17 protein-coding genes are annotated in these 15853 nt (G+C 68.2%); 12 read left to right on the plus strand and 5 right to left on the minus strand.

Annotated elements, in window-relative coordinates; genetic code table 11:
- The first annotated feature begins 154 nt into the window (after positions 1-154).
- From ACWPMZ_RS02235 to ftsH, 3 genes are all read left to right on the plus strand, one after another.
- A complete protein-coding gene (locus ACWPMZ_RS02235; protein WP_455702385.1) occupies positions 155-979 on the plus strand; it encodes a nuclear transport factor 2 family protein in 825 nt (274 codons plus the stop codon).
- A 38-nt stretch (positions 980-1017) separates the two neighbouring features.
- Positions 1018-1587, plus strand: a complete 570-nt coding sequence (locus ACWPMZ_RS02240; protein WP_455702386.1) for a TMEM165/GDT1 family protein — start codon at positions 1018-1020, stop codon at positions 1585-1587.
- A 76-nt stretch (positions 1588-1663) separates the two neighbouring features.
- Positions 1664-3625, plus strand: coding sequence for an ATP-dependent zinc metalloprotease FtsH (gene ftsH / locus ACWPMZ_RS02245; RefSeq protein ID WP_455702387.1), 1962 nt, complete (start codon positions 1664-1666; stop codon positions 3623-3625).
- Positions 3626-3634: 9 nt separating this feature from the next.
- Here ftsH and ACWPMZ_RS02250 read toward each other — a convergent pair whose 3' ends face one another.
- Both ACWPMZ_RS02250 and rpoZ read right to left on the minus strand, forming a co-directional pair.
- Entirely contained in the window at positions 3635-4768 is a 1134-nt protein-coding gene (locus ACWPMZ_RS02250) for a DUF3667 domain-containing protein (protein ID WP_455702388.1), read from the minus strand.
- 91 nt (positions 4769-4859) lie between these two features.
- Complete coding sequence (gene rpoZ, locus ACWPMZ_RS02255) at positions 4860-5204, minus strand: DNA-directed RNA polymerase subunit omega (RefSeq protein ID WP_455702389.1); 345 nt, start codon at positions 5202-5204, stop codon at positions 4860-4862.
- A 107-nt stretch (positions 5205-5311) separates the two neighbouring features.
- On the opposite strand from rpoZ, the gene ACWPMZ_RS02260 reads away from it, so the two are divergent.
- From ACWPMZ_RS02260 to ACWPMZ_RS02270, 3 genes are all read left to right on the plus strand, one after another.
- A complete protein-coding gene (locus ACWPMZ_RS02260; protein WP_455702390.1) occupies positions 5312-6508 on the plus strand; it encodes a phospholipase D-like domain-containing protein in 1197 nt (398 codons plus the stop codon).
- A 405-nt stretch (positions 6509-6913) separates the two neighbouring features.
- Positions 6914-7180, plus strand: coding sequence for a translation initiation factor IF-1 (gene infA, locus ACWPMZ_RS02265; protein ID WP_455702391.1), 267 nt, complete (start codon positions 6914-6916; stop codon positions 7178-7180).
- Between the two features lie 59 nt (positions 7181-7239).
- Positions 7240-7395, plus strand: a complete 156-nt coding sequence (locus ACWPMZ_RS02270) for a hypothetical protein (protein ID WP_455702392.1) — start codon at positions 7240-7242, stop codon at positions 7393-7395.
- Between the two features lie 38 nt (positions 7396-7433).
- On the opposite strand, the gene ACWPMZ_RS02275 is transcribed toward ACWPMZ_RS02270, so the two are convergent.
- A complete protein-coding gene (locus tag ACWPMZ_RS02275) occupies positions 7434-8960 on the minus strand; it encodes a replicative DNA helicase (protein WP_455702393.1) in 1527 nt (508 codons plus the stop codon).
- Positions 8961-9082: 122 nt separating this feature from the next.
- Between ACWPMZ_RS02275 and ACWPMZ_RS02280 the strand changes: the two genes are divergently transcribed.
- Genes ACWPMZ_RS02280 through ACWPMZ_RS02300 form a run of 5 tightly spaced genes read left to right on the plus strand, consistent with a single transcriptional unit; the run spans position 9083 to position 13376 of the window.
- A complete protein-coding gene (locus tag ACWPMZ_RS02280; RefSeq protein ID WP_455702394.1) occupies positions 9083-9565 on the plus strand; it encodes a UPF0262 family protein in 483 nt (160 codons plus the stop codon).
- 24 nt (positions 9566-9589) lie between these two features.
- A complete protein-coding gene (locus ACWPMZ_RS02285) occupies positions 9590-10288 on the plus strand; it encodes a glycoside hydrolase family 25 protein (RefSeq protein ID WP_455702395.1) in 699 nt (232 codons plus the stop codon).
- Entirely contained in the window at positions 10267-10707 is a 441-nt protein-coding gene (locus tag ACWPMZ_RS02290) for a cytidine deaminase (protein WP_455702396.1), read from the plus strand. Before ACWPMZ_RS02285 ends, ACWPMZ_RS02290 begins: the two co-directional genes overlap by 22 nt.
- Complete coding sequence (locus tag ACWPMZ_RS02295; RefSeq protein WP_455702397.1) at positions 10707-12056, plus strand: M28 family metallopeptidase; 1350 nt, start codon at positions 10707-10709, stop codon at positions 12054-12056. Before ACWPMZ_RS02290 ends, ACWPMZ_RS02295 begins: the two co-directional genes overlap by 1 nt.
- A 51-nt stretch (positions 12057-12107) precedes the next feature.
- Complete coding sequence (locus tag ACWPMZ_RS02300; protein WP_455702398.1) at positions 12108-13376, plus strand: Rieske 2Fe-2S domain-containing protein; 1269 nt, start codon at positions 12108-12110, stop codon at positions 13374-13376.
- 1 nt (position 13377) lies between these two features.
- Here ACWPMZ_RS02300 and ACWPMZ_RS02305 read toward each other — a convergent pair whose 3' ends face one another.
- Positions 13378-13716 carry a hypothetical protein gene (locus ACWPMZ_RS02305; protein ID WP_455702399.1) on the minus strand — a complete coding sequence of 113 codons (339 nt, stop codon included), beginning with the start codon at positions 13714-13716 and terminating at the stop codon, positions 13378-13380.
- A 35-nt stretch (positions 13717-13751) separates the two neighbouring features.
- Complete coding sequence (locus tag ACWPMZ_RS02310; RefSeq protein WP_455702400.1) at positions 13752-14294, minus strand: hypothetical protein; 543 nt, start codon at positions 14292-14294, stop codon at positions 13752-13754.
- 70 nt (positions 14295-14364) lie between these two features.
- On the opposite strand from ACWPMZ_RS02310, the gene ACWPMZ_RS02315 reads away from it, so the two are divergent.
- Positions 14365-15849, plus strand: coding sequence for a winged helix-turn-helix domain-containing protein (locus ACWPMZ_RS02315; RefSeq protein WP_455702401.1), 1485 nt, complete (start codon positions 14365-14367; stop codon positions 15847-15849).
- Positions 15850-15853 lie beyond the last annotated feature (4 nt).

Consider the following 15853-nt stretch of genomic DNA (forward strand, 5'->3'; position numbering starts at 1 on the left):
GCTCCCCGTGCCTCAAGCGACGGAAAGGAAAAAGGTTTCTGCGCTCAGCCAGGCGAGTCGACAGAACGCCGAAAATTTGCGCCAATCCGTTCGCGGCGGCCGCAATTCGCAGCGGGCTTCCCCATCTGGCCCGCAGCATGCATACCGCTCTGCCATGGAACTCGACTACCAAGCCTACGAAGCGCTGTTCAACACCGGCGACGACGCGGCGCTGGTCGATCGCTTCTTCGCCCCCGACTGCCGGATGATCAGCGCCAACGGCGTGCGCGAGGGGCGCGAGGGCCTGCTCGCCTTCCTGCGCTGGGCGCACGACGGGGTGCGCGAGGTCATGCGGCCGCAGACCGTGCTGAGCCGCGACGGGTTGCTCTTCGCCGAAGTCGACATGGACTTCCACGCCAGCAAGCACCGGCCCGACTTTCCGTTCGGCGAACTGCACCCCGGCGACATGGTCACGGTCAAGTTCTTCGTCACCTACACGCTAGACCGCGCCGGCCTCATCCGCGAGCTCAAGTCGATGACCTGGCCACCCGGCCACGGCGTCAGCAGGCTGCCCCGGTTGGGCACCCACCCCAGCCAGCAGGCCGCCTTCGCAGCTTATTCCGCGGCTTTCTCCGGCGCGGAGTTCGAGCGCTTCCCGCGCTTCTACACCGAGGACGTCGTGCTGCACCTGACGAGCACTGTCGGCGACGTGGTCGGGCGCAAGGGCATCGTCGACTTCTACCGCCCGATGTTCGCCAGCGTGCGCGAGACCGTGATCCCCGAGCACCTCGAGTTCGGCGACGACAAGATCGTCTACGACGCGGTCAGCCGCTTCGTCGCGCAGGAGGATGCGCCCGATTTCGTCGTCGGCCCGCTGCGCAAGGGCGAATGGTACGACGTCCCCGTGCGGGTGACCTACACCCTGCGCGGCGGGCTGATCTGCGACATCCACGTCGTTCGCCGGGGCGAGCGGACTTTCTCCGGCGACCTGGCCGAGTAGGGGTTTCGCCGGCACCCGCCCGCAGCTAGGCGGCGCGCATGGAAGCCTTTCTCGCCTCGACCCTCGTCGTCGCGCTCGCCGAGATCGGCGACAAGACCCAGTTGCTGGCGATCGTGCTGGCGGCGCGGTTCCGCAAGCCTTGGCCGATCGTCGCCGGGATCCTGCTGGCGACGCTCGCCAACCACGGCCTCGCGGCGCTCGTCGGGGCCAGTGCGGCCGCCTGGCTGGAAAGCGACTGGTTCCGCTATGCCGTGGCCGCCGGCTTCGTTGCCATGGGGCTGTGGACCCTGGTGCCCGACAAGCTGGACGAGGACGAGGCGCCCAAGCCTTCCCGCTACGGCGCGTTCCTGACCACGCTGGTCGCCTTTTTCCTCGTCGAGATGGGCGACAAGACGCAGGTCGCCACGGTGGCGCTGGCGGCGCGCTATGGCAGTGTCCTGTGGGTCGCGGGAGGCACAACGCTGGGGATGATGCTGGCCAATGCCCCGGTGGTCTTCGCCGGCGCGAAACTGGTCGAGCGGATCCCGCTCAACGCGATCCGGACCGCGGCCGCCCTGCTGTTCGTGGTTCTGGGCATCGTCATGGCATGGCAGGTGTGGAGCGCCTGAGCGCGAAAGCGCCGCCATCAACTTGCCATTCACCCCTGCGCGCCTACATTGGCGGGCGAAAGGCAGACCCTGCAAAATGAGCGATAACCGCGAGCCCGAAAACAACGGCAATCCGTGGATGAAGTCCATGATGGTGTGGGGCGGGATTTTCCTCGGCCTGCTGGTCGTGGTTTCGCTGTTCAGCGGCCCGCGCACCGCCGCGGCCGACGCGCTGGAATATTCCGCCTTTCGGGCCAAGGTTGCCGAAGGGTCGGTCGAATCCGTACAGATCGCTCCCGATGCGATTTCGGGCAAGCTGAAGAACGGCGAGAGCTTCTCGACGGTCCCGGTCGACAACGACACCAGCCTGACCAAGCTGCTGGACGACAACGGCGTGCGCTATTCCGGCGCGGCGAAGGAAGAGATGGGTGTGCTGCAGTACATCCTCATCCAGTCGCTGCCGTTCCTGCTGATCCTGGGCGTGGCGTTCTTCGCCTTGCGCCAGGTGCAGAAGGGCGGCGGTTCGGGCGCGATGGGCTTCGGCAAGTCGAAGGCCAAGCTGCTGACCGAGAAGCAGGGCCGCGTGACGTTCGAGGATGTCGCCGGCATCGACGAAGCGCGCGAGGAGCTGGAGGAAATCGTCGAGTTCCTGCGCGATCCGCAGCGCTTCTCCAAGCTCGGCGGGCAGATTCCCAAGGGCGCGCTGCTGGTCGGCTCGCCCGGCACCGGCAAGACGCTGCTCGCCCGCGCCATTGCGGGTGAGGCGGGCGTGCCGTTCTTCACCATCTCCGGCTCGGACTTCGTCGAGATGTTCGTCGGCGTCGGCGCCAGCCGCGTGCGCGACATGTTCGAACAGGCCAAGAAGAATGCGCCGTGCATCGTCTTCATCGACGAAATCGACGCGGTCGGCCGCCATCGTGGCCACGGGCTCGGCAACTCGAACGACGAGCGCGAGCAGACGCTGAACCAGCTCCTCGTCGAGATGGACGGGTTCGAGGCGAACGAAGGCATCATCATCATCGCCGCGACCAACCGGCCCGACGTGCTCGATCCCGCGCTGCTGCGCCCGGGCCGCTTCGACCGCCAGGTCGTGGTGCCGATCCCCGATATCGAGGGTCGCGAGAAGATCCTCGCGGTGCACATGAAGAAGGTGCCGCTGGCGCCCGACGTCAATCCGCGCACGATCGCCCGTGGCACGCCCGGCTTCTCGGGTGCCGACCTCGCCAACCTCGTCAACGAGGCGGCCCTGCTCGCCGCGCGGCGCAACAAGCGCCTCGTCGCCATGCAGGAGTTCGAGGACGCCAAGGACAAGGTCATGATGGGTGCCGAGCGGCGTTCCATGGTCATGACCGACGACGAGAAGAAGATGACCGCCTATCACGAGGCGGGCCATGCGATCGTCTCGGTCAACGAACCGGCCAGCGACCCGATTCACAAGGCTACGATCATCCCGCGCGGCCGCGCGCTGGGCATGGTCATGCGCCTTCCGGAACGCGACAACTACTCGTACCACCGCGACAAGATGCACGCGAACCTGTCGGTCAGCATGGGCGGCCGCGTGGCCGAGGAAATCATCTTCGGTTACGACAAGGTGAGCTCAGGCGCCTCGTCGGACATCCACTATGCCACCGATTTGGCCCGCAACATGGTCACCAAGTGGGGCATGTCGGACAAGCTCGGCCCGCTGCAGTACGAGCAGAGCCAGGAAGGCTACCTCGGCATGGGCGGTACCCAGCGCACCTTCATGGGCGAGGAGACCAACAAGCTGATCGACGCCGAGATCAAGGGCCTGGTCGAGGGCGCTCACCGGCGCGCGACCGAGATCCTCAAGACCGACGAGGCCAAGCTGCACCTGCTGGCCCAGGCCCTGCTCGAATACGAGACGCTGACCGGCGACGAGATCAAGGCGCTGCTCGAGAATGGCAAGATCGACCGTCCCGACGCGCCGACCGGACCGGCCATCGCCCGCCCGACACGGGGCAGCGCGGTGCCCAAGGCCGGCAAGCGCTTCGGCGGCGCCGGCGATGCCGAGGGCGGGGCGGCGCCGCAGGGCGCCTGACCAGTCTCGCTAGAGCACCAGACCCATCATCACGAGAGCGAACAGGCCGAGCACGAGCCAGATGAAGGCGGACAGGACGAACAGCCGCCAGATCGCTCCTCCCCGCGAGAGGGCGTAGGCATCGCGCAATTGCCGATAAAGGTGATACGGCGCGTAGAGCATCGGCAGGATCACCAGCGGCTTGATATTGGCCATCGCCCCGATGCTCGACAGCAGGACCAGGATGGTCATGAAGGCGATCGAATAGGTGACGAACACCGTGTGGTCGTACATCCGGAATTTCCGGCTGAAGGGAAACAGCAGCCACATGAACGGCAGGCTCAGCGGGATGAGCAGCCAGCTCAGCTTGTAGGCGTTGGACTGCAGTTTGTAGGCGAGCAGGCTGGGGTTAGCCTTGGCGTGCTTCCAGGCCTCGCCGATCCAGGCAGCGACGCTCTTTTCGGCCTCGGTACCTTCGTTGCCGACGATGTCGGCAACCTCTCCCACTTCGCTCGGGGCACCGCTTGCTGGCGCGCTTCGGGTGCCCGAGATCGTCCCGACCAAATCCGCGGTCAGCCGCCGCGCCTTGCGCTTGCTTTCCAGTTCACTCTCGAGCCGCGCAATCTCGTTGGTCGCGTCCCCCGCCGCCTCAAGCCGCTGGATGCCTTTCTCGAGGGTGGCGATCTCCTTGTCCATATCGTCGAGGCTGGCCTGCATCTGCTCGGCCGAGGCCGGGTCCACCGAGCCGTCCACGTCGCCGATCCCGCCCAGCGCGCTCCACAGCGCGAAGCTGACGAACACCACGAAAAGGAACAGCGCGATCGGGCTGATGTACTTGGCGCGCTTGCCCTCGATATACTCGCGGGTCAGCTTGCCCGGCTTCCACGCAAGCATCGGCAGGGTGCGCCAGGTCTTGCCTTCGAAATGCAACACGCCGTGCAGCAGGTCGTGGAAGAAGGCGCCGATCGTGCGGTGGACGTGGGCGCGCTGGCCGCAGGCATGGCAGTGCGGGCCGACCAGGGCCGTGCCGCAGTTGAGGCAGGCTCCCTCGTGCGTGTGACCGTCGGCCGCGGCCCGCGCCGGGCTGCCGGCCGCAGGTTCGACTGCGCGTGCGACCAGGCCGCCCTCGACCGCGCCGCCCAGCATTTCGCCAAGTTCGTTCATCGTGACCCCCTGAGGGGTCGTCTAGCGCGGAACGCCGAAACGAAAAAGGGCCGCGCGATGGCGGCCCTCATCGTTCGTCGATGGCTAACGGTCAGCCGTCGTAATCGCCGCCGATCGACGTCGAGCGGGCGGGGGCCGCCGCCGACAGGCGCATGGCTTCGGCCGACTGGCTGAGCGAGCCGATCTCGTCGGCATCTTCCTCGTCGTCGGGCAGAATCTTCTGCAGCCCGCTGATGATCGATTCGTGCAGGTGCTTGGGGCGCACCGTCTCGTCGGCGATCTCGCGCAGCGCGACGACCGGGTTCTTGTCGCGATCGCGGTCGATCGTCAGTTCGGCCCCGCCGGAAATCTCGCGGGCGCGCTGGGCGGCCATGAGCACGAGATCGAAGCGGTTGGGGATCTTGTCGACGCAATCTTCGACGGTAACGCGCGCCATCGGGCACTCCGGTGTAATTCGAGGGTTGTACGGAAAGCGCGCCACCTAGGGCGGACAGGCGCAAGAGTCAAGGTTTTCGCCGCCGGGCAAGGTGCTATGGAGGGGTGATGGAGAGTGCCGGGCCGGCCTGTGAGACATTGCCGCCGGCAGCCGCCGACTGGCGCGCCCCCGATCCGTTCGCGTTCGAGGCGCAGGGCCAGTCGCTGGTCTTCTATCCCGGCGGGCAGGACCGCTTCGACGCGCTGCTCGCCCTGATCGCGCAGGCCCGCACGAGCCTGCGGATCGCGTTCTACATCTTCAGCCCCGATGCCAGCGGCATCCAGGTGCGCGATGCGGTGATCGAGGCCGCCCGGCGCGGCGTCGCGGTCAGCGTCGTGGTCGACGGGTTCGGCGCCAAGGCGGGGGCGGAGTTCTTCGCCGGGCTGGTCGAGGCGGGCGGCACGTTCTGCTGCTTCATGCCGCGCTGGTCGGTCCGCTACCTGATCCGCAACCATCAAAAGATGGTCGTGGTCGACGGCGAGATCGCCATGCTCGGCGGGTTCAACGTCGAGGACAGCTATTTCGCCCCGCCGGCCGAGAACGGCTGGAACGACCTGGCCTTCACCGTGCGCGGCAGCCTGGTCGGCCGGGTCGCGCACTGGTTCGACACGCTGGAGGAATGGGCCCGCCAGCCCGGCGGCCGGTTCCGCGACATCCGGCGCCGCGTGCGCGAGTGGGACAGCGGGACGGCCCCGGTCCAGCTCCTCGTCGGCGGGCCGACGCGCGGCCTGTCGAGCTGGGCCCGATGCGTCAGCCGCGACCTGATCCGCGGCGAACGGCTGGATATGATGATGGCCTACTTCTCGCCGCCGTTCCGCCTCAGGAAGCGCATCCGGCGGATCGCGGAGAAGGGCAACACGCGGCTGGTGATGGCCGGCAAGAGCGACAACAACGCCACCATCGGCGCGTCGCGCGCGCTGTACCGCAAGCTCCTGAAGGCCGGGGCGCAGTTGTGGGAATTCAACGCCTGCAAGCTGCACACCAAGCTGATCGTACTCGACGACGCGGTCTACATGGGCAGCGCCAACTTCGACATGCGCAGCCTCTACGTGAACCTCGAGATCGTGGTGCGGATCGAGGACAAGGCGCTGGCCGACCGGATGAGCGCCTTCATCGGCCAGCACATTCCCGCCAGCCTGGAAATCACCCCGGCGCTGCACGAACGCCGCGCCACCGTGTGGAACCGCATCCGGTGGTGGAGCAGCTGGTTCCTCGTCTCGGTGGTGGACTACACGGTCAGCCGCAAGCTCAACCTGGGGCTCTAGGCGGGGGCGCGGGGCCGAAAGGTTACACCAAGTATACACCTGAAAGGCGGCGCGTTCCCTTCCGCCTGCAGGCGCAAAATCGGGGCGGAGCATCATCCCCTTGCGCGCCCGGCACGCGGCGAATCGACGGTAAGAAAGAGCAGCGCGCAGCATGGCCCGGCCGCCTGCCTGTAGGAAAGTTGTTTCTCGCCGCATCGCCGTGGCCGGCCGAGCGCGGCGCCGGCGGGGTTGCTTTTTCCCGGCAAATCCCTATCTGCCCCCTTGCTGACGTCGTTTGCGACGGACTCGCGGCCACATCGGCGCGCATTTCCATCTCGATACTTTTTCGGCAGGTGCTTCGGCACTGGCGCACGGGGCACACGCCTCGCCCGCGCATTCGTATTCACTCCACGAAAGGAACCCGGTTTGGCGAAGGAAGAACTGCTCACCATGGAAGGAACGATCGACGAGATGCTGCCCGACGGGCGCTTTCGCGTGATTCTGGACAACGAGCACGTTCTGGTCGCCTACACTGCGGGCAAGATGCGCAAGTTTCGCATCCGCTCGGTCGCAGGCGACCGGGTCCACGTGGAAATGACCCCTTACGATCTGACCAAGGGCCGGATCGTGTTTCGCGAACGCTCGCCCGGACAAGGCGGCCCGCCCAAGCGGCGCGCCGGCTTCCGCCGCTGAGCCTCGCCACATATTGAAAGACATTGGCGGCCCCGCACCGGGCGCGCCGCACGACACTTATGACAATCCAGACACTCGGCGCTCGCAAGCGCCCCACGCTCTCGCTCAACTACGCGGCGATGGCGCACTCCCCCACATTCACCCGCCGCCCGAACCGCTCGCCGACCCTGTCGGCCGAGGAACTGCGGCGCGAGGTTGCCTTGATGGTGGGGTAACCGGCGATACGCGCGCACCAGCAAGGTGTGCGCGTCCGCTACTCCCAATTCGCCCCGTAATCTCCCTCCGCAAGGTCGGAGAACTTGGTGATCTTGGGCTCGAACCGGAGCCGCACCTTGCCCGTCGCGCCGTGGCGCTGCTTGGCGACGATCAGTTCGGCCAGGCCGTAGACGCGTTCCATCTGCGCGGCCCAGGCGGCGTGGGCTTCGTGCGTCTTGGGATCGTCGCCCTCGCTGGGCCGCTGCGGCTCCTTGGCGGCGACGTAGTAATCCTCGCGGTAGATGAACCAGACCATGTCGGCGTCCTGCTCGATCGAGCCGGATTCGCGCAGATCGGATAGCTGCGGGCGCTTGTCGTCGCGCTGTTCGACCGCGCGGCTGAGCTGGCTGAGCGCGATCACCGGCACCTGCAGTTCCTTGGCCAGCGTCTTGAGGCCGCGGCTGATCTCCGAAATCTCGTTGACGCGGTTGTCGTTCGCGCGGCCCGATCCCTGCAGCAGTTGCAGGTAGTCGACCACGATCAGGCCGATGTCGCTCTTGCGCTTGAGCCGGCGGGCCCGCGTGCGCAGCGCGCCGATCGAGAGCGCCGGGGTATCGTCGATGAACAGCGGCAGGTCGGCGAGGCGCTGGCTGGCGTAGGACAACTCGGCGAACTCGTCGCGGCTGATCTTGCCCATGCGCAGCTTCTCGGACGGGATGCCCGACTGTTCGGCCAGGATGCGGGTGGCGAGCTGGTCCTTGCTCATTTCCAGGCTGAACACCGCGACCCCGGCACCGACCGACTTGTCGATCCCGTCGGCCCGGTCGCGCTTGAGGCGCGCGGCGCAGTTGTAGGCGATGTTCATCGCCAGCGACGACTTGCCCATGCCCGGGCGCCCGGCGCAGATGATGAGGTCGGAATTGTGCAGCCCGCCGCACTTGTCGTTGATCGAATCGAAGCCGGTGGTCTTGCCACTGACGTGGCCGCCCGAATTGAGCGCCGCCTCCACCATGCGCAGCGCTTCCTTGCTCGCCGCGCCGAAGCTTTCCGCCTCGTTGGAGCTGGTCGCCCCCTCGGCCACCTCGAACAGGCGTGCCTCGGCGCGTTCGATCTGGCGCATCGGCTCGACCTCTTCCGAGGTATCCAGCGCGTTTTCCACCAGTTCGCGGCCCACGGTGACCAGTTCGCGCAGCAGCGCGAGATCGTAGATCTGCTGGGCCAGTTCGCGCGGGGCGAGCAGGCCCTGGCCGTCGGCGGTAAGGCGCGCGAGATAGGCGGTGCCGCCAAGCTCGCGCAGCGCTTCGTCGGCTTCGAAATAGGGCTTCAGCGTTACCGGGGTAACGACCATCTGCTTGTCGATCTGCACCAGCACCCGTTCGAAGATGCGGCCGTGCAGCGGATCGAAGAAATGGTCGGCGCGCAGGGGGAGGACCAGCTCTTCCAGAACCCGGTTGTCGATCAGCACCGCGCCGAGGAACGCGGCCTCCGCCTCGAGGTTGGAAGGCAGCGCGCGGCCGGCCGGGCCGGTCCCTTGCGCGCTGGCGGTGTCGGGTCGGGGGCGTAGCAGGAGATCGCTGTCGGACATCGCGGCTTAGTGCGCCGATGCAGGATTCGCGGCAAGGGCGCTGCGGCGAAAGGCGGGCACTGGGGGCTGTGGATAGCGGGGATGGCTTGCCGCGCCATGCCACGTCTGCGAAAGCCCGCGCCATGTCGGAAGACCGCATCCTGGCCATTTCGCTCGACGAGACGACCGTGCTGGCGCGCGGGCCCGAGGTCGAGCAGGAACGCGCGGCGGCGCTGCACGACCTGGCGGTGGACAGCCGCTTCCGACCGTTGCGCGCGGCGGAGAATGGCCACCGCGGGCCCTGGTCGCTCGACCTTGCGGTGGTCGAAGGGCGGCTGGAGGTGGGGGTGCGCGACCACGCGGGTCGGGACGCCGCCACGATCGGCCTCGGCCTGGCGCGGTTCCGACGCGTGGTGCGCGAATATTTCGCGATTTGCGACAGTTACTACAAGGCGCTGCGCAAGGCCTCCGCCGCCGAGCTGGAGACGCTCGACATGGCGCGCCGGGGCATCCACGACCGCGGCGGGCGCTATCTGATGGAAGCGCTGGAGGGGAAGGTGGAAACCGACTTCGACACCGCGCGGCGGCTTTTCACCTTGATCTGCGTGCTGCATATTCGCGCCTGACGGACTGGGGTCGCACGGGGAATCATGGGCAGGAAACGGGCATTCGGCTGGCGCGCGCGCGCCGTTGCGGTGCTGTTGCTGGCGGCCGCGGCCGGCGGCGGCTGGACGTGGTGGCAGGCGCAGAACTGGCGGCCGGAAATGAGCGAATACCCTGCCCAGGGCGTTCTGATCGGCGCCGAGGACGGGCGCGCCAATTTCGAGGCGTTCCGCGCGATCGGGGCGAGCTTCGCCTATCTCGAGGCGAGCGACGGCGCCGCCGCGCGCGATCCCGCCTTCGGCCGCAACCTGCGCGCCGCGCGCGAGGCCGGGCTGATGGTCGGCGCGGTCCACCGCTACGACCCGTGCCTGACCGCCGAGGTGCAGAGCGCCAATTTCATGACGATCGTCCCGCGCGACGCGCAGTTGCTGCCCCCGGCGATCGAGCTCGGCACGCTGGCGGCCGACTGCCCGACCCGCGTGGGCGAGGCGATGGTCGAGAGCGAGTTGACGACCTTCCTCAACCAGGTGGAAGGGCATGCGGGCCAGCCGGCGGTGCTGAAGATCTCGTCCGGGTTCGAGGGCGAATATCACATCGCCGCCAAGCTGGAGCGCAACCTCTGGCTCGACAGCGACTGGATGCAGCCCGACTACGGCGGCCGCCCGTGGACGCTGTGGACCGCCAATGCGCACTACCGTAACGAAGCGAGCGAGGAGCCTGTGCGATGGGTGGTGCTGCAGCCTTGAGCGATGACGAGCGCGAACTGATCGCGCTGGCGCGGGGGGCGGCCGCGGGCGCCTATGCGCCCTATTCGAACTTCCAGGTGGGGGCCGCGCTGCGCTTTGCCGACGGGTCGGTCGTGACCGGCTGCAACATCGAGAACGCGAGCTACGGCCTGGCGCTGTGCGCCGAGACCGTGGCGGTGGCCAAGGCGATGCAGGACGGGCGGCGCGGCGGGCTGGTGCAGGTCGCGGTGATAGGGCCGGAAGACAGAGGGGGCGTAGATCCGATCACCCCGTGCGGCCGCTGCCGCCAGGTGCTCAACGAACTCGCCGCGCTGGGCGGGACCGATCCGGAGGTGCTCTGCGTCGGGCCGTCCGAGGTGCGGCGCATGAAGCTTTCGCACCTGCTGCCCGCCGCGTTCGGCCCGGAAAGCCTTGCCTGATGCGCCGCGCGATGCTCGCCCTGGCCCTCGCGCTTGCAACCATAGCCGCCCCGGCGATGGCGGATTCTGGCGGCGTGCAGGAAGCGCGCATCCGGGCGGACATGGAATTTCTCGCCGGGCCGGAGCTGCAGGGCCGCGCCAGCGCCACCCGCGACGAGGCGATCGCCGCCGCCTATGTCGCCAGCCAGTTTCGCATTGCCGGGCTGCAGCCCGCGCCCGGCATGGACGGCATGCTTCAGAAGGTTAACCTCGTCCGTCCGCGCCTGTCGGGCAAAGTCTCCCTGAGGGTGGGCGACAAGACGTTCGCCAGCCTGGTTCCGACGCGGTTGACCGGCGACGTCTCCGGCCGGCTGACGGTGCTGGACAAGCCCGATGCTGCCAGGATTCCCGAAGGGGCGGAGGTTGTCCTGCTCACCAGGCCCGTTGCCAACAGCACACCGCTGCGCCTCGGCGCGTTCGCGCGCGGGGTGAAGCTGTTGCTTGTCCCGGAAACCGCGGCCGTCCTGCGCAGCTTCATGCAAGCCGGCGGTGTGCCGCAAATGGCTGCGCGGATTGAGGGAGTCGAAGCCAGTCCGCTTCTGCCGATGGCGTTGCTCTCGCAGGCGGAGGTCGATGATCTGGCGAAGATGGCCGGCGAGGAGGTCGTGCTCTCGGTGCCGCTCGACCTGTCGGACCGCGCGGTCACGACCAATGTCATCGGCTACCTGCCCGGTAGCGATCCGACGGCAGGGCCCATCCTGCTCAGCGCCCATCACGATCACCTGGGCGTGCGCGAGGGCGAGGTCTACATCGGCGCGAACGACAATGCGTCCGGCACCGCGGCGGTGATCGAGCTGGCACGGGTGCTGGCCGCCGGGGGCCCGACCCGCCGGGGCATTCTCTTCGTCACTTACGGATCGGAAGAACTTGGCTTGCTCGGCTCGCGGTACTTCGCCGCGTATCCCCCGGTGCCGCTGGAGAGGATCGCCGCCAACCTGGAATTCGAACTCGTCGGCAAGCAGGACCCCAGGCTCGCGCCCGGCGCGCTGATGATGACTGGCTACGAGCGGTCGGACTTCGGGCCAACGCTGGCCTCGATGGGTGGCCAGGTCGTGCCGGATCCGTACCCGGAGCTGCTCTTTTTCCAGCGTTCCGACAACTACGCGCTCGCGCTGCGCGGCGTGGTTGCGCACACCGTATCGGGCTGGGGGCCGGAGCCCAATTACCACACCCCGCGCGACGACCTGAGCAACATCGACTTCGCCTTCATAACCAGTGCCATCGGCTCGCTCGCGGAGCCGCTGCGCAAGCTGGCGGACAGCGAGGCCGAGCCCCGCTGGAAGCCCGGCGGGCGGCCGCAGGCGAACTAGCCTTCGGCCACGCGCGGCTTCGTGTTAGCCTTGCGCCGCAAGGAGAGAGGCATGGTGAACAAGGCGGACAACGACCTGCTGACCCGGGTCGAGGGCGACGCACCGATGGGCGCGATGCTGCGCGAATACTGGATCCCGGCCTATCGCTCCGCCGGCCTGGAGGCGGGCGGCTCGCCGCAGAAGGTGCGGCTGTTCGGCGAAAACCTCGTCGCATTCCGCAGCCCCGACGGCACCCCCGGGCTGATGCAGGAAGCCTGCCCCCACCGCTGCGCAAGCCTGCGGCTGGCGCGCAACGAGTCCGGCGGCCTGCGGTGCATCTTCCACGGCTGGCAATTCAGCGCAGACGGCCAGTGCATCGATGCGCCGATCGAGCCGCGCAGCCAGCGCGACCGCTTCGCCGCGAGCGTGCCGGTCACCGCCTATCCGGTGCGCGAGGCGGGCGGCATCGTGTGGGCCTATCTCGGGCAGGCCGAAACGCCGCCGCGCTTTCCCGACTACGAGTTCACCGCGCTCGGCGCCGAGCAGGTCCAGCCCTATCGCGGGATCATCCGGACGAACTGGCTGCAGGGGCTGGAGGCGCTGCTCGACAGCGCGCACGTCACCTTCCTGCACGCGACCAACCTGGGCAGCGATACCGGCCGCGACTACTTCAAGGACGAGAGCGACTACATGCTGGGCGACGGCGCGCCAGTGTTCGAGTTCGACGAGCGGCCTTACGGCTTTCGCGAGGGCGCCATTCGCGCCGAACTGGGCGACCTGAGCTATGCCCGGGTGCGCGAAGTGGCGCTGCCGTTCTTCAGCTTCATCCCCGCCGCGCCGACCGGTGCGCGTGTCGCCTGCTGCTCGATCCCGCTCGACGACGTGACGACCGCGCAGTGGTACATCCTGTACGACACCGGCGGACCGCTGCAGCGCGACCTGATGACCGCATTCGGCACCTGGAGCGGCGATGCGGACCACTTCAACGCCGACATGGGCGGGCCGGACAACCTCTGGGGGCAGGACCGCGCGGCCATGGCCGACGGGCACTGGAGCGGGATCACCGGGCGCGGCAACGCCTACGAGGATTTCGCCGTGCAGGAATCGATGGGCCCCATCGTCGACCGCACGAAAGAGTATCTCGGCACCTGCGACCGGGTGATCTACCGCGCGCGCAAGCTGCTGCTCGACGCGGTCAAGCGCCACCGGGACACCGGCCAGCTCGCGTTCGCCGGCGACGAGGTGGACTATGCGGGCATTCGCGCGGTCAGTTTCGCCTTCCCCAGGGATGGCGACTGGCGCGACGCGGACCCCGCCGCTCTGGCGGAGGCCGCGGAGTAGGTCAGAGCGGGCAGTTCGACGTGCAGGCCGCGTACCCCATGACCGCCCGCCACGGAAGCCAGGGGGGCTGCAGCGGCGAGGAATCGTCCGTCCACACCGGCCACTTGGCGGGGCCGTTCCAGTAAACCCCCAGGCTGTTGGCGTCGCCGCCGAACAAGCGACCGCGCAGCTCACCCTGGCTGGGCGCGCCGGCGACCCCGATGACTCCGGTAAACGTGCCATCCGCGTTCAGCTCCGCAGGATCGAGCACCGCCTGCACCTTGAGACCGGGATAGGGCCCCCATCCATCGGTGTAGGCCGTCGTCAGCGTTCCACTGACTTTCCGCGTTGCGAAATCCACCAGCAACACGCTTTGCGGCGTGGTACCGGTGTCGGTCACAAAGACCCGTTTTCCGGTCGTCGGCAAAGGGCTGGAAGGAATACCGAAATGTAGCTCCCCCTCGTAAACGGCGTAATTCCGTCGGCCGACTGCCAGTTGAGCTTGCCCATCGCGCTCGTCTGAAGAAAAATCGAGACATAGACCGGCAGCTTGGCGCCGTTGGCGTCCACCAGAGAGAACGCTGCCGGATTGTTGCCGGGAAAGGTGTAGACGAGCCTGCCCGAGCCGAAATCGGCGAGCGCCGCGGTGTAGGTCTTTTCGCTCGCCGACCATCCCAGGCTGAACTTTTCGCTCGCCAGCGCCACGATCGGGGCGGCGGCCGTCTGGTGGGTTTCCTGCCACCCCACCACGGCCAGCTGGGTGGTGGCAGTGATGCCGAACGGGGCGGGCGCCAGATTGCTCACGCTGGGCGGGCCGCTGCTGGGAGTCGGCGTGGGGGAGGGTGATGGCGATCCACCGCCATCGTCTCCACCGCAGGCGCCGAGCGCCAGATATGCCAGGCCCGCGATGGCAAGCCGGGACAGAACAGGTGCCGCCATGGTGCGTCTCCCCTTGTCGCGCCAGTCGAACTTGCCAGCGAACCGGACATTGGGCCATGATGGAAAACCGATGGCGGGGGCGCTCCCGCCGATGGGTGGGGCCGTGATGATCGATCAGCCGCACATCGCAGTTCAGCACTTGCCCCGCGGGGAGCTGGCGCTCGGCAGCGTCCTCGTCAGCCCGGCGCTGCGGTGCATGACGGGTCCCGGCGGGCGCACCGTCCTCGAACCTCGGATGATGCAGGTGCTGTTGCTGCTGGCGGAGCGGCCCGGCCAGTTGGTGACCCGCGGGGAACTGGCGGCCCGCTGCTGGAGCGGCGTGGCCGTGGGGGACGACAGCATCAACCGCGCGATTGCCGGAATCAGGCGGGCGGCGCGCCAGGCCGGGCCCGATGCCTTCCGGATCGAGACCGTGTCCGGCTCAGGCTATGCGCTGGTGGTGCAGCATGGCGGCGGGGCCCGCGCCCTGCCGGATGCGGGCGACGCGGCGGGCGAGGCGGTGCAGGCGGCCTGGCGGACGTGGCGCCTGGGGCTGCCGGCCGTCAATCCCTCGGACCTCGATGCGCTGCGCGGAGCATGTCGTCTCGACCCGGCGCGGGCGGAAGCCTGGGGAATGCTGGCGCTGCTGCTGCGCCATGCGGTCGAATACGCCGACGGGCCCGATTGCGCGGCGCTGGTGGCCGAATGCGAGGAGACGGCCGCACGCGCGCTGGCGCTGGCGCCCGGACAGCCCGAAGCGCTCGCCGCATTGGCCGGGCTGTGGCCGATCTTCGGCGATTGGAAACGGCGCCGGGCGGTCCTGCTCGGCGCGCTGAAACGCAATCCCGGCAGCGCACCGTTGCGGCACGACCTGCTCGTCCTCGAGATGTCGACCGGGCGGCCGGCCGCCGCGCTCGCTGTCCTGGAGCCGCTGTTCCGCGCTGACGGACTGGCGGCGATCTATCATTACAAGATGATCTATCAGTTGTGGACGGTGGGTCGGGTGGAGGACGCTGTCCGGGTAGCGGACGCGGCGATGCAGATGTGGCCGCGCCATCCGGCGATCTGGTTCTGCTGCTTCTGGCTGTTGTGCTTCACCGGACGGGCCGTGCAGGCGCGCCAGCAATTGCACGACGAGGTCAACCGCCCGCCGATCCCGCCGGTGGCGCTGGGCCATCTCGAGGCCACGGTGCGCGCGCTGGTCGATCCCTCGACCGAACTGCGCGGCGCGGCGGTGGCGGCCAATCTGTCGGCCGCCGAACGCGGCCCCGCGCAAAGCGTGCAGGCGCTGATCCAGCTGTCCGGCATGGGGGAGCTCGACGCGGCGTTCGAGGTTGCGCGGGCCTATTTCCTGCGCGCCGGGTCGCTGCCGGTCGGCATCCGCAAGTCGGCAAGCGATCCGACCGTCAACGAACTGCATCGCCGGGCCACGCAATGCCTGTTCATCCCGACCGCCGCGGCCATGCGTGCCGACCCGCGGTTCGAACCGCTGTGCGAGGCAATGGGGCTGGCAGGTTACTGGCGGGCGTGCGGGATCGAGCCGGATTTCCGCGCCGAACCGGCAGGCAACCGCTAGCTCA

The sequence above is a fragment of the Tsuneonella sp. HG222 genome, from assembly GCF_053819185.1.